Annotated in this window: 17 protein-coding genes; 8 read left to right on the top strand and 9 right to left on the bottom strand. The window is 40.6% G+C overall.

The window, feature by feature from the left end; translation table 11 throughout:
- Nucleotides 1–224 precede the first annotated feature (224 nt).
- From hemL to HT99x_RS02150, 4 genes are all read left to right on the top strand, one after another.
- Entirely contained in the window at nt 225–1,508 is a 1,284-nt protein-coding gene (gene hemL, locus HT99x_RS02165) for a glutamate-1-semialdehyde 2,1-aminomutase (RefSeq protein ID WP_075066964.1), read from the top strand.
- The gene (locus tag HT99x_RS02160) at nt 1,508–3,058 is read left to right on the top strand and encodes an AAA family ATPase (RefSeq protein WP_075066963.1); all 1,551 of its coding nucleotides are present in this window, start codon (nt 1,508–1,510) and stop codon (nt 3,056–3,058) included. Before hemL ends, HT99x_RS02160 begins: the two co-directional genes overlap by 1 nt.
- Nucleotides 3,051–3,269 carry a hypothetical protein gene (locus HT99x_RS02155; RefSeq protein ID WP_075066962.1) on the top strand — a complete coding sequence of 73 codons (219 nt, stop codon included), beginning with the start codon at nt 3,051–3,053 and terminating at the stop codon, nt 3,267–3,269. The genes HT99x_RS02160 and HT99x_RS02155 overlap by 8 nt, the downstream gene beginning before the upstream one ends.
- A gap of 100 nt (nt 3,270–3,369) precedes the next feature.
- A complete protein-coding gene (locus HT99x_RS02150) occupies nt 3,370–6,306 on the top strand; it encodes a RasGEF domain-containing protein (RefSeq protein WP_075066961.1) in 2,937 nt (978 codons plus the stop codon).
- Between the two features lie 57 nt (nt 6,307–6,363).
- Here the strand turns inward: HT99x_RS02150 and sfsA are convergent, their stop codons facing one another.
- A complete protein-coding gene (gene sfsA, locus HT99x_RS02145) occupies nt 6,364–7,125 on the bottom strand; it encodes a DNA/RNA nuclease SfsA (protein WP_075066960.1) in 762 nt (253 codons plus the stop codon).
- Nucleotides 7,126–7,342: 217 nt separating this feature from the next.
- Here sfsA and dksA point away from each other — a divergent pair, with 217 nt between their 5' ends.
- From dksA to HT99x_RS02130, 3 genes are all read left to right on the top strand, one after another.
- A complete protein-coding gene (gene dksA / locus HT99x_RS02140) occupies nt 7,343–7,879 on the top strand; it encodes an RNA polymerase-binding protein DksA (RefSeq protein WP_445971428.1) in 537 nt (178 codons plus the stop codon).
- Nucleotides 7,860–8,567, top strand: a complete 708-nt coding sequence (locus HT99x_RS02135) for a nitroreductase family protein (RefSeq protein ID WP_200957142.1) — start codon at nt 7,860–7,862, stop codon at nt 8,565–8,567. Before dksA ends, HT99x_RS02135 begins: the two co-directional genes overlap by 20 nt.
- An 80-nt stretch (nt 8,568–8,647) precedes the next feature.
- Entirely contained in the window at nt 8,648–8,950 is a 303-nt protein-coding gene (locus HT99x_RS02130) for a hypothetical protein (RefSeq protein ID WP_075066959.1), read from the top strand.
- Nucleotides 8,951–8,960: 10 nt separating this feature from the next.
- Here HT99x_RS02130 and HT99x_RS02125 read toward each other — a convergent pair whose 3' ends face one another.
- The 5 genes from HT99x_RS02125 to acs all read right to left on the bottom strand — a co-directional run bounded on the left by HT99x_RS02125 (nt 8,961) and on the right by acs (nt 13,728).
- On the bottom strand, nt 8,961–9,299 hold the full coding sequence (locus tag HT99x_RS02125) for a phasin family protein (RefSeq protein WP_075066958.1): 339 nt from the start codon (nt 9,297–9,299) through the stop codon (nt 8,961–8,963).
- A gap of 88 nt (nt 9,300–9,387) precedes the next feature.
- A complete protein-coding gene (gene phaR, locus HT99x_RS02120) occupies nt 9,388–9,858 on the bottom strand; it encodes a polyhydroxyalkanoate synthesis repressor PhaR (protein WP_075066957.1) in 471 nt (156 codons plus the stop codon).
- Between the two features lie 22 nt (nt 9,859–9,880).
- On the bottom strand, nt 9,881–10,636 hold the full coding sequence (phbB, locus tag HT99x_RS02115) for an acetoacetyl-CoA reductase (protein ID WP_445971427.1): 756 nt from the start codon (nt 10,634–10,636) through the stop codon (nt 9,881–9,883).
- Between the two features lie 9 nt (nt 10,637–10,645).
- Nucleotides 10,646–11,824, bottom strand: coding sequence for an acetyl-CoA C-acyltransferase (locus tag HT99x_RS02110; protein ID WP_075066956.1), 1,179 nt, complete (start codon nt 11,822–11,824; stop codon nt 10,646–10,648).
- A gap of 47 nt (nt 11,825–11,871) precedes the next feature.
- A complete protein-coding gene (acs, locus tag HT99x_RS02105; RefSeq protein WP_075066955.1) occupies nt 11,872–13,728 on the bottom strand; it encodes an acetate--CoA ligase in 1,857 nt (618 codons plus the stop codon).
- 181 nt (nt 13,729–13,909) lie between these two features.
- Between acs and HT99x_RS02100 the strand changes: the two genes are divergently transcribed.
- Nucleotides 13,910–14,185: a hypothetical protein gene (locus HT99x_RS02100; RefSeq protein ID WP_075066954.1), complete on the top strand. Its 276-nt coding sequence runs from the start codon at nt 13,910–13,912 to the stop codon at nt 14,183–14,185.
- A gap of 47 nt (nt 14,186–14,232) precedes the next feature.
- On the opposite strand, the gene pgi is transcribed toward HT99x_RS02100, so the two are convergent.
- The 3 genes from pgi to pcnB are packed head-to-tail and all read right to left on the bottom strand — an operon-like array spanning nt 14,233 to nt 17,644.
- Nucleotides 14,233–15,798, bottom strand: a complete 1,566-nt coding sequence (gene pgi / locus HT99x_RS02095) for a glucose-6-phosphate isomerase (protein ID WP_075066953.1) — start codon at nt 15,796–15,798, stop codon at nt 14,233–14,235.
- Nucleotides 15,798–16,301, bottom strand: coding sequence for a 2-amino-4-hydroxy-6-hydroxymethyldihydropteridine diphosphokinase (gene folK / locus HT99x_RS02090; RefSeq protein WP_200957141.1), 504 nt, complete (start codon nt 16,299–16,301; stop codon nt 15,798–15,800). The genes pgi and folK overlap by 1 nt, the downstream gene beginning before the upstream one ends.
- A complete protein-coding gene (pcnB, locus tag HT99x_RS02085; protein WP_083482936.1) occupies nt 16,298–17,644 on the bottom strand; it encodes a polynucleotide adenylyltransferase PcnB in 1,347 nt (448 codons plus the stop codon). Before pcnB ends, folK begins: the two co-directional genes overlap by 4 nt.
- Nucleotides 17,645–17,727: the final 83 nt, after the last annotated feature.

Genomic DNA, 17,727 nt, shown 5'->3' with positions numbered 1-17,727 from the left:
TACCCATTACACTTCAAGATGCGAAGCATTATTTGAAGTACGTCCTTATGCGATGGGGGTTATCAGGGGGAGAATCGCTATTCTCCCCCTGATTGCAAGCACGGATTTACTCCGTGCACAGCATTCAAACAAGATATACTGCTCGCTAGGAATTTTGAAATCTCGCATCTTCAAGTACGAGCGGTATATACTAGCTGTCTTTTTGTCGTCTTACAGGACTAGCTATGTCGCACTCTGAAACCTTATTTGCCGAAGCTCAACAATATATCCCCGGTGGCGTCAATTCACCCGTTAGAGCCTTTAAGAGTGTCGGCGGCACCCCTTTATTTTTTGATAGCGCGAAAGGTCCCTATCTATTTGATGAAGATCATCGACAATTTATTGATTATGTTGGCTCATGGGGCCCTATGATTTTAGGACATCAAGATCCTTATGTTATTAGCGCTGTTCAAGAAGCAATGCATAAAGGGCTTTCCTTTGGCGCTCCCACCCGCTCTGAAGTAACGCTGGCAAAACTGGTATGCGAGCTTGTACCAAGCATTGAACAAGTACGCATGGTTAGCTCTGGCACAGAAGCCACCATGACGGCGTTGCGACTAGCACGCGGTTTTACTGGCAAGCATATGATTGTCAAATTTGAAGGTTGCTACCACGGACATAGCGATAGCTTGTTGATTAAAGCTGGCTCTGGCGCTTTGACATTAGGACACCCCAGTTCTCCCGGCGTACCGCCTGATGTTGCCAAATACACACTCAATCTCGAATATAACAATAGCCAATCGGTTATCGAGGCTTTCAAGCAATATGGTCCGCAAATTGCGGCAATTATCGTTGAACCTATTGCAGGTAACATTGGTTGTGTTTTACCCCATCGTGACTTTTTACGCACCTTGCGACAAATTTGCGATCAATATGGCGCTTTATTGATTTTTGATGAAATCATTACCGGTTTTAGGGTTGGGCTAGAAGGTGCTCAGGGTCTTTATCAAATTACTCCTGATCTGACTACTTTCGGAAAAATACTGGGGGGAGGTATGCCTGTCGGTGCCCTGGGTGGCAAAAAGCATATCATGTCACACTTAGCGCCCGTGGGGCCCGTCTATCAGGCGGGTACTTTATCGGGTAATCCCATTGCAATGGCAGCTGGGATTGCAACCTTAACTAAATTGAAACGCCCTGGTTTCTACCAAGAATTACAACAAATCACTGAATCCTTGGTTGATGGCTTACAAAGCCTAAGTCAAAAACATCATGTCCCACTCCAAATTAACTGGTTAACGGGGATGTTTAGCTTGTTTTTTACGGCCGAGCCTAAAGTCAGCTATTATAAAGAAGTCATGCAATGCGATGTTGAGAAATTCAACCGTTTTTATCATGGTATGCTAGCAGAAGGCATTTATTTTGGTCCTTCCGCTTTTGAAAGTGCCTTTACCTCGATTACCCATGATAAAAAATGTATTGACGAAACCTTACGAGCTGCGGATAAAGTTTTTGCGAGTTTAACTTAATGTCAAATGAACTGATTACAGCTTTAAAAAATCCAGCGTGCTATCCTCACGATAGCACAAACATTGAAGTGATTGAGACCCATTTGTCCTGGGTTATCTTAACCGGCTCTTTTGCATATAAAATAAAAAAGCCGCTTAATCTGGGATTTCAAGACTTCACCACTTTAGAGAAACGAAAGCATTATTGTGAGTTGGAAGTTAAATATAACCGTCAGCTTGCCGGTCAGCTTTATATTGGGGTTGTCGGTATTTCTGGTAATGCGTCCAATCCTTCTTTGCGAGAAGAACATGAAGCATTTGAATATGCCGTAAAAATGCACCAATTCCCCCAAGAAAACTTGTTACGAACGATGGCGCTACAAAAGAAATTGTCGGTGAACATCATCGATAACATTAGTAAGCAGCTTGCTTCATTTCATCAACAAGCCACAATTTGCCCAGCTGAACTTCCTTATGGTTCGCCCGATGAAATTTATGTACCACTGATGGAAAATTTTACAGTTTTGCGAAAATTACCACTTGCGGCTTCTCATCTAAGCTTAATTGAAAAAATCGCAAACAAAACGCAAACCACATTTGAAGAATTACGTTCTTTTATGCAACATCGAAAAGAACAGAATTATATCCGTGCTTGTCATGGCGATTTACATCTTGGCAATATTGTCCTCAACAATAACCAACCTGTTATCTTTGATTGCATCGAATTTAATGAAGGGTTTCGTTATACCGACGTCATGAGTGATGTTGCTTTTTTAGCGATGGATTTAGATCATTGCTATGCCTCTTCATTAGGTTATCATTTTATCAATGCTTATTTAGAACTCACGCAAGATTATGAAGGACTCAAGTTACTGCGTTTTTACCAATGTTATCGCGCAATGGTACGAGCAAAAGTATCTGCTTTATTGCATCAGCAACTTGCGCCAACCGATGCAGAGGCGAAACAGTTACAAACAGAATTTGTAACGATTTTAAGCCTTGCTGAGCGCTATTGCGAACTTTATAACCCTGAATTGACTATCATGATGGGGCCTTCAGGCAGCGGCAAAACACTCTACAGCCAACAACTTTTAGAAAAAAATGGCGCTATCCGTTTACGTTCGGATGTGTTGAGAAAACACTTGCATCATCTTTCTCCTTTAACCCAAAGCACTGCGTTACAAAAAGAAACGTTATACTCTGAAGAATCGACACAAACACTTTATCGTCACATGCAAAAATTGGCAGCACTTATCATGAATAGCCGTTTTTCAGTGATTATTGATGCGACTTGTTTAAAAGAATGGCAACGCGCGCTTTTTTTAACAGTTGCAAAACAACATCAATCCCGTTTTAATATTTTGCTATTTATCTGTTCCATTGATATTTTAGAGCAAAGAATAGCCCATCGTGCTAAATTGAGCGATGCCTCAGAAGCAGATAATGATGTTCTGGCGAAGCAACTTGACGAAGCAGAACCTTTAACAGATGAAGAAGAAGAATTTGTGTCGTTAGTCTCAGAAGAGCTCATCGACAATTTAATTGTTGAGAAGGAAAAACAATATGCGTGAACTCAAGCAAACTGAATGTCAAGCTATTCAAGGGGGCTCTTTAACAGCCGCTATACTGACCGGGGCTGCCGTGACTTTCATGGGATGGGTATCGATTATTTATAACAAAGATGCTTTGTATCAACTATACAAAATCGACAATGTCGCATTAGTCAGTGGTTTAGGCGCCATTGTCGGTGGCTTATCTTACACCGCTGGTATACTTTTATAAGCGCCCCTTTCATCCTATTCTAGGAATTTCTCTTAACGACTAGCTTGCTCATTTTATTGTAATCTCGCCTGCTCCTAAATTTGCAGATGGATGACTTAAAATGAGCATAAGTGGCGTTACACCTATCGAAGCCTTAGCAAACCAATTACTCAGCCTACTCTACAATGCGAATGCTGATGACGATATTCATACTCTTCTTCAAGAACAAGATCACCAGCAAATCGCTTTGCTTTATACGCATGCTGATTCCCATTTTATAAAACAATTTATTGTCATATGTTTTCAACGTTCATTATCAAAATCATTTCATTGGTTAATTGAACATCATAAAAATCGTTTTTCTATTTCAGATATCACCGACAAAAGAAATAATACACTACTGCACTTAGTTGCGATGACACAACCTCATCATGCTGCCATTGCAGAAAGTTTATTAAAAAATTGCACTCTCTCAGACTTAAAAAAGTTGAATGCTGATGGACTCTCTTTTTTACATTTGGCTGTTCAATATAAAAAGATTGATTTACTGGGTAAGACAGACCAATATTTTACCGAACGTCAGCTATATATCGATACCCGAAGCGCAAATAATGAAACACCCTTACACTTTGCGGTTAGAGATAGATATACCACCATGGTTACTTTATTGATAAGGATGGGCAGTAATCTCTATGCAAGAAATAATGATAATAGAACCCCCCTTCAATTAGCTGAAAGTGATGCTGAATTATTAGAGAGTATGATGGAAAATAAAACCCCATCACATCACACTGTTGAATTATTAACACAAATCCAAGAACGGTCTCTCAATCAAACAAAAATCGAAGCGCTTCAAAAGGAATTTAAACATCTTAGCTTATCAGGAGATAGCAGCTCTTGTGTCGCTTCTAGTAGTTCAAACGATTCATCTGTTACTGCCTCGATTCGTACCAAAGAAGACATGATTAAAATTCGTGCATTAAAATCTATCATCAAAACACATTTGGCGTTTAATTTAGAGGATGTGTTTTTAGAATCATCCCAACCGCATTGCTCATCAAGTAGCTCATCTGAAGTTTCAATGGCAGAATTACCGCTCTCTTCCAGAAGAATAAATACAGAAGCACCCAATAGTTCATCTGAACCTTCCACTTCGATCTTACCACCGTCATCGGTTAATCTTGATCGGTTCTTTAAGAAAAGTCTTTTACCGCTTACGCTCAATAAAGAGAAAGATCATTACATTAATGCCCTAAAAAAACTCGCAACTTATTTAGAGCAAATCTCTATCACTCATCTGTTGGATAAAGATGGCACCATCGATGCTTACATCACCAGCATAAGCAACAGCAAAATCACACTTTCAATTATTCATCAAGTTTTTGTCGATATAAAAAATGCTTTATCCATTAAATTAAATATTGCCAGAAAAAAGGCTTTTACTACCTTGAATGAAGAACATACCGCATTAACGACTCTCATCTATGCGTTATATAAAATAACACCTAAAGAACAGTTAGACGATCCTATCGAAGAAATGATGAGCGATACTATCTCTCCTGGAAGTCCACGTGAATCCGTTTTCAATATGATTGGCATTATTGAAAATGAGCTCCATCATGCTCCATCTATCATCCAGGGATTAGCTTACAAAATTGGCGGTTATTCTCATGTATTAGACCACGTTGTCTCTCTGTTTCCTTATTTAAATCCTTATCAAAGAAATATTGCAAATCTTATCATCTGCGAGGTGTTATATTTATCCTTTGATTCGAAAAAACTGCGCTCTCCCATAGAACATCCATTGTTAGAGCGATTTATCACCGAAAATGAACAATCTATTTCTACTAATAACTTTGAACGACAGAGAATCATCGCTCAAATCAATGGCTGTATTAGGCGCATGCACGCTATTCAAGTAGCAACTCATCCTGTATTACAAAATAATCTTGATATCTTAAATCAATGGTTCAATATCCATCCACTCTATTTGTTTACTGTCGATTTCGAAGAATTGTTTAAAACAACGCTGGATTGTGAAGGTGAAGAATATGGTTATTTTGTAAGAAGCCTTGCGCATGAATTAAGCACGCTTTCTTTAGGATTGATACAATCAATAAAAGCGCTTAAGCTGGGTAAAGCAGAATTTGCTAGCTTTCATTATGAAGTGCTTTGTTGGGAAAATCTGAGTAATCTTGTTAAGATAAGCCTACTCTCTTGTCGTGCAACTTTTGAATTTGAAAAAAACTTTAAATTGTGGGTCAATCTAGCAAATGAATTATTAAAACAACCTGATCATATAGGGCCCGACTTTCGTTCGATTAGTGCCATTGTCTCGGGTTTAGAATCACCGCCTGTATCGCGCTTAATTGAAACGATGCCTCATTTAGAATGGAATGTGACATTTCGAGAATTGAAAGCGCTTTTTACAGTAACATCCTCATCCAAGCTTAACATGACTGAAGCTTCTTACCCCTGCCCTCTTCCACGAATATTTACGCTATCAAAACAATTAACTCTTGCAAATGAAAATCAAACATTTGAAAACAAATTGACAACGATAGGGAATATTTTATTATCTCACATGATACTGCAACGCAATCTTGCTTTACATTCTGTGACCTCTTTTTCAAATTTGAAAACAACGCTTGAACGCCAATATCCTACAGATGCCGCACTTGAGATAATGTCGTATAAATTACTTGGTCCCATTATTCATCTTCACTCCAGTAGAACTGATGAGTTATTGCAAAAACTTCAGCAATGTATCGAAAATAAAGTTATTCCTCGATTCAAGTGCGGCAACACGGCTATCGCATTAGAAAGCGCTGCGCGAGAACTTAGCACTTTTATTAGTAGCGAAACCGCTAAAGGAAAACTTCAGATAGACTCGACTGATCACACCGTCGCGTCTTTTCTAGATTATTTAGATGAAATAACCTTGCCACCAGCAAAACCGCTTCTCTATTCACCAGGCTCAGCAGGTTCAAAGCCGAAGATCACACGATATAAATCGCTCAAGTCTACCCCCTCTCGGAAAAGGGCTTTTTCTCGATAGTTAACGATGGATGTGAGGAAGGGATACTTAAATGTATCCCTTTTTACTGATAACGATTTACTGGCTTTTCTCCGAACGAGACGAGCAAATCATTCTCGCTGGAATACAAACTTCCACTGGCTCTGTTAAAGAAATCGCATTAAAGCTAATATCAACTCGATAGCCAATCACTTCTACACCAGCAATGACAGCCTGACGAATTAAACCACCATATTCAGAATCGATATGATCCGCAGGAAACAAGCGATGGATCCCGGTATGCAACACACTAAACACTAACACCGCTCGATAACCACGTTGCTTCGCATAGATTAATGATTTGAGCTGCTGTACTCCCTTTTGCGTCATGGCATCTGGGAAAAATCCACGATGTATTTCATCTCCCATCGTCACGCTTTGCATCATGACAAAAGCCGTATTTTGCTCATCATCTTCATGTGCTTGATGCTTTAGCACCATATCAAAGCTACATTCATCTAAAAGTTCAGGATCATCGTCAATATGCTCGTAACAGGAAAGCTCTTGAATCACACCATTTTGAATTGCTTCGATAGTTAATTGCTTCGTGTTATGCACATTGACACAAACCAAATGCCCACCATCAACTTCGACCAGTTCCCAGGTTTCTGGGAATTTTCTTCGTGGATTTGCGCATTGCGAAAACCAAATGCGACTCCCTAAAATATCGCAGCCTGTCATTGCGCCCATATTGGGGCAATAAATAATTCGATGTTCCTGGTTATTCACAACGATCTCAGCCAGAAAGCGTTTATAACGCTTCAGCAAAATAGCTTGTGTTAACGAGCTAGGAAATTCCATACTGAATTTAACCTTTTTACTTTTTTCCTTCTGTATATGTCGGCAAATTAACTAAAAGGTTGAGTGGTGGTAGCCAAAGCTTATGTTTGCGTGTATATTCGCTCCCTCAGTGTATGGAAGCACAATCACTAGAATTCTTACTAAGAATTTGTTAGAAAGTTTCTAGGAACTTTTTTTTATGATTGCTGTTCAAACAAGAATTGATATAGATTGAACCTTGCCTGAACGAAATGTGTATCAGGAGGAGGACCCCGTGTCAGCAGAAACCAATAGCAGCTCAACGAAGAAAAAAACGACTATGAAAACACCGCAAGGAAGCCAAGAACCGACCACCACCCAAACTTTGCTCTCTTATGGGGTCAAGCCCTATGAGCCTAAAAAAGACGAAGAGTACATGAGCAAAGCGCAAAAGGAACACTTCAGAAAATTGTTGAATATTTGGAAAGCTGCCCTGCTACAAGGTGGCGATGAAACTATTCACGATTTAAAAGAATTAGCTGAAGTACCTGCTGATGTCAGCGACCAAGCCACATTAGAAGAAACGTTTGCCCTACGTCTACGAGCACGCGATCGCGAACATAAACTCATTAATAAAATTGATGAATCTATTAGAGCGATTGATAGTGGTGACTATGGCTATTGTGAGGAATGTGGTATTGAAATTGGCATTCGTCGTTTAGAGGCCAGACCGACCGCAACGCTTTGTATTGATTGCAAAACACTTGCAGAAGTCCGTGAAAAACAAGGACGATAGTCATTTTGAAAGTTCGCCCATACTTGACGTCTGTCAAGCCATGCGCGAGCGTCGCTCGGTGCGGGCTTTCTTAGATAAGCCTGTGCCTCCTCAATTAATTGAAACTATCTTAGAGGCCGCACGCTTTGCCCCTTCTGGGGTTAATACGCAGCCCTGGCACGTTGCCATTGTAGGCTCTCTACATCGACAGCGAATAACCAAAGATATTCTAAAAGCCCGAGAACAAGACCAACCTGAAAATCCTGACTATCAATACTATCCTACAGATTGGTTTGAGCCTTACAAAGAACGACGTAAAGCATGTGGCCTAGCACTTTATGGCGCTTTGCATATTCGTAAAGAGGATGTTGAACAGCGTAAACAGCAGTGGTATCGCAACTATGCCTTTTTTGAAGCGCCTACTGCCCTCATATTTTATCTTGATGCCAAGCTGTGCAAAGGCTCGTGGATGGATATGGGAATGTTCTTGCAAAATGTCATGCTAGCTGCGCGGGGGGTTGGCTTAGAAACCTGCCCACAAGCCGCCTTAGCAGAGTATCCGGATATTATCCGCCAGCATTTAAATATTAGTGAGAATTATCATATTGTATGCGGTATGGCATTGGGTTTTGCAGACTGGTCACACCCTGTAAATCAATACCGTACGGCACGCGAAGAAGTGGGACATTTTACCACATGGTATGACTAGGATGGTGTTAGTTGATAAACTTGACTTCTTTCCACTCAACACGTTACACTACCCCAACTGAAAAAATTAATGACAATAAAATGAGCAATATCAAATTTTATAGTGTATTCGCACTAATTTTCTTTGTTGTTTTGGGGTTAGGTTACGCGGTACTGATGCTCTCAATGAGCGATCCTATGCTTGGAACGATTACCTTCCTTAGCACACTGAGCTCTCTTTCTTGCTTTTTATTATTGGGACTGGGTCTTGCGATCCCTGCTGTGCTATTAGCAAGTATTTTAGGTTGGTTACAATTAGCGCTGCTTTTAAGTGGCAACATTGACCCCCACCTGTCACGTGAGGGATTTTTTACCGTCTTAAATACACTATTCAAAAAAATCTAATCGATGGTCACTATTGCGCACGTTTTACAAACGTATTTTCTAATAACTTTCGATACTGCGTCGCACCATCTAAGAAACAATCTAATGTATCTTGAGCATGCCCCATTAGCTTGGGTGAAGACTTTGCAATAAAACGAGTATGGGTTGCAACGATCTCATCCATCCCTTTAGCATGGCTTAACTGATGCATTTGCTCTGCGCTACATTGCATTAAATCATTCATAATATTCATCTGGCGTCGCACGATCTCACTGCCCAAGTGGGTCGTTAAATGATGAAATGACATTAACGGTTCATTGGACGGCGAGCTCGCAAATGCACGCCACTGTTCATAAATTGAGTTCATCATGATTCATTCCTTGGCTTGGTGATTCCGCAATGCAGCAGTTGCTTCAAGCATAGACACCAACCAAAGAAGAGTCAAGTTAGTTAACAAATTATGAGGCGGGTTGCGGATCTTCTTCTCTCTCCGCTGTCTGTTTCGCAACAAATGCATTCATCCATTGATTTTGCAGCTGTTGCCATTGTGTCATATTTTGCTGAGTCAACTGTGACATCATATTCAAGGGATCTTTCTCTTCATTAAATACCGCTTGCTGCTGTTCAAATAATTGCATACCTTGCTCGAACATTTTGCCAAACAGTGCATGCATAGAGCCGCCATAAAAGCGAATCATTTGCTGTAAAATAGGCGTTGTAAATAATGGAGGACCGTTTTCTTCTTGATCGATGATAATCTGCAATAAAGTACTATGTGTAATATCTTCTTGGCTTCTTGCATCAACGACTTTGATTGCGACTTGTTCAACAACCAAACGTTTGACATCTTCCAACGTAATATAACTGCTGATGGTTGTATCATACAAACGACGGTTCGGATATTTTTTTATAACGCGAGGTTCGCTCATTCTTAGTCACCCTGTTTAAGAACTAGTACATATGCTGCCCACCATTTACAGCAATATTAGCACCTGTGATATAACCTGCTTCTTCTGCCGCAAGAAAAGTTACAACTCGCGCAATTTCATTTGGCTCAGCAAGTCTTCCCACCGGTACCTGGGCAATTATTTTCTCCATGACATCTGCAGCTACTTTTTTAACCATATCGGTTAACACATATCCTGGCGAAATCGTATTTACAGTTACTCCTTTTGCAGCCACTTCTTGTGCTAATGCCTTGGTAAAACCATGCATACCAGCCTTTGCTGCTGAATAGTTGGTTTGTCCAAATTGGCCTTTTTGTCCATTGATCGACGAGATATTAATAATGCGACCAAAATTCCGGTCTATCATACCATTAATTACCTGGCGTGTGGTGTTAAAAACACTATCTAGATCGATCCGCATCACCGCTTGCCAATCTGTAACAGACATTTTTTTAAACATGGTGTCCTTTGTGATACCTGCGTTGTTTACTAACACATCAATTGCACCAAACTTTGCTGCGATTTCATCCACCATTGCAGTGCACGATTCAAAATTAGAAACGTCGCCATAAACAATCCCTATTTCATATCCAAGATCGGCTTGCTCTTTTTGCCACGTTAAAGCATAAGAGCTATCACCACCATGGCTATAACCTGCAACCACTTGCAATCCTGTTTTAATAAGCTGTTGACAAATTGCAGTTCCAATACCGCCTGTGCCACCTGTCACCAGTGCTACTCGTTGATGTGTGCTCATCATTTATTTTCCTTACATGCATTCAATCGCTAGTGCCATTCCTTGTCCACCACCAATACAAAGCGTCGCTAAGCCTTTCTTTACTTGACGACGTTGCATTTCATGCAACAAACTCACAAGAATTCGTGCGCCAGATGCACCAATGGGGTGCCCCAATGCAATTGCGCCTCCATTGACATTGACTTTATTGGTATCCAATTTAAGTTCACGATTGACGCAAAGTGCTTGTGCTGCAAACGCCTCATTTGCTTCGACTAAATCTAAATCGTTGACTGTCCATCCTGCTTTTTCAAGGCACTTACGGCTAGCAGGAATAGGCCCTGTGCCCATAATGGCAGGATCAACACCCGCACTTGCGGCCGCAACAATTTTAGCTAATGGTTTTAACTGTAATCGCTTACAAGCATCGCTACTGGCTAGAATTAAAATGGCCGCGCCATCATTGAGTCCAGAAGAGTTTCCTGCCGTTACTGAACCGGTTTTGTTAAATGCTGGACGCAATTGTGATAATTTTTCTAACGATGTCGAACGCGGATATTCATCTTTCTCAAAGCGTTGAATTTCATCTTTGCCTGATTTAACTTCAATGGGCATAATTTCACTAGCAAAACGATTTGATTTCAATGCCGCTTCTGCTTTTTGTTGTGAAGCCAATGCAAAAGCATCTTGATCTTCGCGTGAAACATTAAATTTTGACACAATGTTTTCAGCAGTTTGTCCCATATGGTAATCATTGAAAGCATCCCATAAACCATCAATGATCATACTGTCTTTTAATGCCCAATCGCCCATACGCTGCCCTTGGCGGGAATGCGGTAAATAATGTGGCGCTAATGACATATTTTCTTGACCACCAGCAATCACAATGTCGGCATCCTGACAAAGAATTGCTTGGTATGCTAACTGCACTGCTTTTAAACCAGAGCCACAGACTTTATTGATTGTCATTGCAGGAACCGTTGCTGGGATATTCGCCGCGATACTTGCTTGTCGAGCTGGATTTTGTCCTGTTCCTGCTGCTAATACTTGTCCCAAAATCACTTCGTCAATTTTATCGGGTGACAAGTCAAGCTGTGTGAGTAGTCCTTTAATAATTTGCGCGCTGATTTCACTAGCTGGTGTTTTAGAAAGAGAACCACCAAAACTTCCGATCGCGCTTCTTGCCGCCGCAACTATGTAAACGTCTCGCATAAGGATTCCTTCCATGGTGATAGTAAGCTAAGCCTATCAAAAAAAATTCATTTAAGCAGTAAAGATAATACGTCAGGATCTGCCAAGGTAGAAATATCACCCATTTTATCCAGCTCACCTGTTGCAATGCATCGCAAAATACGCCGCATGATTTTGCCAGAACGGGTCTTCGGTAATTTAGGTGCAAAATGAATTTCTTCCGGTATTGCAAATTTACCAATTTCTTTTGCGATTTGTTGTTTTAATTCAGCCGCTAATGCCAATGTCATCTTTTGTCCATCAATCAAGGTCACAAAAGCATAAATACCTTCTCCTTTAATGGCATGTGGGACGCTAACCACTGCTGCTTCAGCAACGAACGGATGCAACACCAACGCGCTTTCAATTTCTGCGGTTCCTAAGCGATGCCCTGAAATATTCATAACATCATCGACGCGTCCTGTTAACCAAAAGTCACCGTCACTATCTTTGTATGCGCCATCTCCTGTAAAATAATGCCCAGGAAAACGACTAAAGTAGCCATTAAAGAAACGTTGAGAATTACCGTAGATAGTGCGCGCTTGTCCGGGCCAGCTTTTTGCAATCACCAAAAAACCTTTTTCACCTGCTTTAACGGGTTCTTTATTTTCATTCAGTATAAGGGGCTCAATCCCTAAAAAAGGTGTGGTTGCCGCACCCGGTTTTTGTCGACTAACGCTTGGGATCGGCGCAATCATGATACCTCCCGTTTCCGTTTGCCACCATGTATCAACGATTTCACAGCGGCCGTTTCCAATTTTATCGTGATACCAACGCCACGCTTCTGGATTAATAGGTTCACCAACCGAACCTAAAATACGCAAACTATCACGTTTACTTGATGCTAATGGTGCATCACCGAATGCCATCAAACTACGGATAGCCGTGGGTGCCGTATAAAAAATGGTCACTTGATAATAATCCACTATTTTCCAAGCTAAATCAGGCTCTGGTGCAGTAGGAACGCCTTCATACATCACAATCGATGCACCATTCGCTAATGGTCCATATACGCCATAGCTGTGCCCTGTGATCCATCCAACATCGGCTGTACACCAAAAAATATCCTGAGGATGATAATCAAATACATAACGAAAAGTGATGGCGCTATAAAGTAAATAACCACCTGTGGTGTGCAAAATACCTTTCGGTGTGCCTGTAGAGCCTGAGGTATATAAAATAAATAAGGGATCTTCAGCATCCATGATTTGCGGTTCACATTCGCTAGGAACATTAAAAGCAAGATCATGATACCAAGCATCTCGCTGGCGATGCATTCTAACCTTTGCGCCACTATTTTTAATGACGATCACTTTTTTGACGGCAACTTTATCGAGCGCATCATCAACATTACTTTTTAAGGCAAATACTTTTCCTTGGCGTATTCCTTCATCAGCAGTGATGACCATTTTACAGCCAGAATCTTTAATCCGTTCTGCTAACGCCAAAGCAGAAAATCCAGCAAAGACAACGCAATGTACAGCCCCTATTCGAGCACAAGCTAGCATGGCAATCATGGCATCTGGAATCATCGGTAAATAGATACAAATCCTATCTCCTTTTTGAATCCCCTGCGCTTTTAACACATTCGCAAATCGACACACTCTTTCATACAATCTTTGGTAGCTAATCGCCTGACGACGATGCAAGTTATCTCCCTCCCAAAATATTGCAATCTTATCTGATTGTTTAGCCAGATGACGATCAAGGCAATTAAAACTAGCGTTTAATTTTGCTCCGCGAAACCAGGCAACTTTTCCTTCGGTAAAATCACTTTCATCAATTGCCTGCCATTTTTCATGCCAAGTTATAAAGTATTCTGCCTGCTGTGCCCAAAATTTTTGTGGGTCGGCTATGGAATGCTGATACATCGTCTCGTAGCCCATTGGTTATCCTCTTCCCATTTTAAAATTGATACTCTGTTATCAATTGAGTCTGTGTTTCTAACTTTGTGTATAACTTGAATTTTTTGACGCAACTAAAAAACCTCGGTACATTGCTCTACGTACACAATGATTGTGTACGCATATTTTCATATATCAAAACGCATTGCGAGGTCTAAATATCATGCGTGAATTATCATTACAGGAAGTAACTCATATCTCTGGTGCTGCTGATGCATCTGCCGTTGATACTTTTGTACAAGACGGCATTAAATGGATCACCGGTGCGCTGGGCGCATTCCAAGGTTATGCCACATCCAGTACAGCATACCCTTATGTACTAGCAGGTGTTGATGTTGGTAAATATGGCTTAGGCGGTGTGGGTGGTGTAGTGGGCGCTGCTGCTGGCTACTTTATCGGTAAATTACTATCTGATTATGTGGTTAAGCCTTACGCTTAATTGATTTACCAGGGAAAAGCAGAACGCTTTTCCCTGGTTTGCTTGTACTATTGACTCATCTCGCGGCATTTTTCAATAAGCGCTTGTGTTGAAACATCAATTTGCTCATCGAATTGATGATTTTTAATACTTTGATATAAGCGATCTGCTAATTTTTTACCTAACTCAACGCCAGGTTGATCAAACGAGTTAATTTGCCAAATAATTCCTTGCACGTAAACTTTATGTTCATAAAGTGCTAATAATTGCCCTAAGACAAAAGGCGTCATTTTCTTTAGCAACAATATATTACTCGGTTTATTTCCTGGCATATGTTCATGTGCAAACTTGGTATCGTCACGACCTTGCATGAGTGCTTGTGCTTGTGCAAAGCAATTCGCAATAAGCTGCTGATGCTGTTCAGTTAAACTACTATTACTATTCGCTGCCACAATAAAATCAACTGGAATAAAGTGCGTTCCTTGATGTAATAGTTGATAAAACGCATGCTGCCCATTGGTACCCACTTGTCCCCAAACAATGGGTCCCGTGGTATAAGGTGTTTGCTGGTTATGAATCGTAACCTGCTTACCATTACTTTCCATATCCAGTTGTTGTAAATAATCAGGCAAATATTGCAAGGTATTGATATAGGGTAAAACAGCTAACGTTGAGGCTTGCCAGAAATTGATATACCAAATACCCAGTAATGCCAAAATAACTGGCATATTTTGCGCAAGCTCTGCATTGGCAAAATGCTCATCCATGGCACTTGCGCCTTTTAGAAAATCTTTAAAATGAGTCATTCCAATGCTAATCGCGAGCGGTAATCCTATCGTAGACCAAATCGAATAGCGCCCACCAACCCACGGTTCAAAGGTTAATATATTATCTGAATGAACACCAAATCCTTGTGCTTTTTCAGGCGATGCGGTCACGGCTAACAAATGATTTTCTATTGATTGCCCTAATGCCGCGATTAACCAGTTTTTAGCGACTTGTGCATTCGTTAATGTTTCAGGTGTTGAAAACGATTTAGAAGAAATAATAAATAAGGTCGTTTCAGAATTAAGCTCTTTCAATAAATCTGAGATCACAACGGGATCGATATTGGAAGCAAAATGCATTTTTACCGCGGATTGTTGGTAATGCTTTAATGCTTCAACCGCCATTAAAGGGCCTAGATCAGAGCCACCAATACCGATATTAACCACATCGGTAATAGGCTTTCCCGTGGCGCCTAACCAACGTTTTGCATGCAACTTATCAACAATCGTTGCCATTTTATCAAATTGCGCGCCAATATTTTGCATAACATCTTGCTGATTAACGAGTAAGGGCTTATTTAAATCACGACGCAACGCAGTATGAAGTGCCGGCCTGTCTTCCGTGATATTAACTTTTTCTCCGGCAATCAGTCGCTTAATTGCATGCGTCAATTCAACACTATCGGCCAGCGCAAGCAACGATGCCATAACGTTTTGATCAATAAAATTTTTGGAATAATCTAAATAGATATCACCAACAGCGAATGAGTATTGTTCGACACGTTTAGGTTCTTTTAACAAATCTGCAATTTTTTGCTGTTGCATATTATTTGCTTGTTCTTGTAAACGTTGCCAAATAGGATTCATCACTCAATTTCCTCTGATGGTAAAATAAATTTTTTAATATTTTCGTCTTGGTATTTTTTAACAACTTCTGCCAAAATTTGACCTGTTGGCAAAATTAATGCCGGTGCAATTTCAAATAAAGGAATAACAACGAAAGCCCGTTCTAACAAAAAAGGATGTGGTACCTGTAAGCGCTCTGTTGTAATCATTTCATCGGCATATAACAAAATATCACAATCAATGGTGCGAGGCCCATAACGCTGTGCGCGCACTCTCTGTTGGGATACCTCTATCGCTAATAATGCATCTAGCAAATCATGCGCCGGTAAATCGGTTGCTATTTTCACCACAGCATTAATGAATGCAGGCTGTTCTTTAATTCCCCAAGGTGGCGTTAAATATAATGAAGACTCTGCTAACCAAGTCGTATGAGCTAACGCTTTTATTTGCTGTATCGCTTGTAATACTTGCTGATGAGGGATAGCAAGGTTACTGCCCAATCCTATATAGGCTATTTGCATCATGTTGGTGCAGGCTTTCTTTTGCGTCGCTTTCTTCTACCGGTCGGTTGGTTTACTTTTTTAAGCAGCTCTTTGCGTATAGCGGCATCACCATCAATATAAGCTCGCCACCATTCGTATAAGTCATTAACGTCTTCACCGATTTGTGCACGCATTTCTAAGAAATCATAAGCGGCTCTAAAACGTTGCTCTGAGATTAATTGCTGAGCACGTTTGCCATGTCGCTTTTCTAAGCGCATTTGTAACTGCCAAATTTCGCGAGCTCCCAAAGTAATTCGCTTTGGAATACTAATACGCTTTGCTTGTTGCGATAATAATTCTTCAGTTGCTTGCATTCTTGCAGGAATAAAAGGAATACCTTTTTCCATTAATGCTGTTGTGCGCTCAACGATTGGATACCATAATAAGGCTGCAACAATAAAAGAAGGCGTAACCGGTTTTTCAGCACGGATTCGATTATCGGTACTTTGAAAAACGATGCCTAGCAAAGCATCCATTGGATGAACATTTTTCTTAATGCTGTCATCCGTAATGGGAAACAATTCTGCCAATAATCCATTCGTTTTTAATTCTTGATAAATACGAGAAGCAACTCCGGAATGAAACATTTTCATCACTTCTTCGAAAAGCCTGGCAGAAGAGATGTGATGTAATAATTCTTTTAGCTCGGCAATCGGTTGGGTTAATTCTTTACTGAGTTCAATATTCGCTTTGGCGGCAAAACGAACAGCACGAAGAATACGTACGGGATCTTCGCGATAACGTTGTTTGACATCGCCAATCATGCGCATGCGCTTTGCTTTTAAATCGGCAAAACCACCGACATAATCGACAATAGAAAAATCAGCAATATTGTAATACAACGCATTTATCGTGAAATCACGGCGCCATACATCTTCGGCGATGGTGCCATAAACATTATCACGTAAAATCATGCCTTGTTCTGAATGCGAAATATCTTCGGACGGTGCATCGGTTTTACCACGAAAAGTGGCAACTTCAATGATATCATGTCCAAAATACACATGAGCAAGCCGAAACCTGCGGCCAATAAGACGGCAATTTCGAAAAACCCGTCGTACTTCTTCGGGCTTGGCATTGGTGACCACATCAAAATCTTTAGGATGCAGTCCCAGCAGCAGATCGCGCACACTACCACCCACAAGATAGGCTTCATAACCGTGTTTATTTAAGCGATAAAGGACTTTTAGCGCATTTTCACTAATCTCTTTACGTGAAATCCCATGCTGACTGCGTGGAATAACAATGGGTTGTCCAATTTTCGCTGTTGTAGGTTGAGCCTTTCCAAAAAGAAAGCCAACTTTCTTAATTAAAGCCCTGATCATGTAGGGGGGGCACCTAAATAGGATTGAGTAAGCAACTAAGGTCGGTATAATACCACTGCTAAGTAATAATGGTAGAGCGGAAA

Origin of the sequence: Candidatus Berkiella aquae (genome assembly GCF_001431295.2) — a bacterium.
Classification (GTDB): domain Bacteria; phylum Pseudomonadota; class Gammaproteobacteria; order Berkiellales; family Berkiellaceae; genus Berkiella; species Berkiella aquae.
Note: the sequence above shows the minus strand (reverse complement) of the source record. Positions and strands in the feature narration are given on the sequence as shown.

What these genes read in the sequence shown, in the direction of transcription:
- hemL (WP_075066964.1), top strand. Translation starts at nt 225, where the DNA reads ATGTCGCACTCTGAAACCTTATTTGCCGAAGCTCAACAATATATCCCC.
- HT99x_RS02160 (WP_075066963.1), top strand. Translation starts at nt 1,508, where the DNA reads ATGTCAAATGAACTGATTACAGCTTTAAAAAATCCAGCGTGCTATCCT.
- HT99x_RS02155 (WP_075066962.1), top strand. Translation starts at nt 3,051, where the DNA reads ATGCGTGAACTCAAGCAAACTGAATGTCAAGCTATTCAAGGGGGCTCT.
- HT99x_RS02150 (WP_075066961.1), top strand. Translation starts at nt 3,370, where the DNA reads ATGAGCATAAGTGGCGTTACACCTATCGAAGCCTTAGCAAACCAATTA.
- sfsA (WP_075066960.1), bottom strand. Translation starts at nt 7,125, where the DNA reads ATGGAATTTCCTAGCTCGTTAACACAAGCTATTTTGCTGAAGCGTTAT.
- HT99x_RS02130 (WP_075066959.1), top strand. Translation starts at nt 8,648, where the DNA reads ATGAGCAATATCAAATTTTATAGTGTATTCGCACTAATTTTCTTTGTT.
- HT99x_RS02125 (WP_075066958.1), bottom strand. Translation starts at nt 9,299, where the DNA reads ATGATGAACTCAATTTATGAACAGTGGCGTGCATTTGCGAGCTCGCCG.
- phaR (WP_075066957.1), bottom strand. Translation starts at nt 9,858, where the DNA reads ATGAGCGAACCTCGCGTTATAAAAAAATATCCGAACCGTCGTTTGTAT.
- phbB (WP_445971427.1), bottom strand. Translation starts at nt 10,636, where the DNA reads ATGATGAGCACACATCAACGAGTAGCACTGGTGACAGGTGGCACAGGC.
- HT99x_RS02110 (WP_075066956.1), bottom strand. Translation starts at nt 11,824, where the DNA reads ATGCGAGACGTTTACATAGTTGCGGCGGCAAGAAGCGCGATCGGAAGT.
- acs (WP_075066955.1), bottom strand. Translation starts at nt 13,728, where the DNA reads ATGGGCTACGAGACGATGTATCAGCATTCCATAGCCGACCCACAAAAA.
- HT99x_RS02100 (WP_075066954.1), top strand. Translation starts at nt 13,910, where the DNA reads ATGCGTGAATTATCATTACAGGAAGTAACTCATATCTCTGGTGCTGCT.
- pgi (WP_075066953.1), bottom strand. Translation starts at nt 15,798, where the DNA reads ATGAATCCTATTTGGCAACGTTTACAAGAACAAGCAAATAATATGCAA.
- folK (WP_200957141.1), bottom strand. Translation starts at nt 16,301, where the DNA reads ATGATGCAAATAGCCTATATAGGATTGGGCAGTAACCTTGCTATCCCT.
- pcnB (WP_083482936.1), bottom strand. Translation starts at nt 17,644, where the DNA reads ATGATCAGGGCTTTAATTAAGAAAGTTGGCTTTCTTTTTGGAAAGGCT.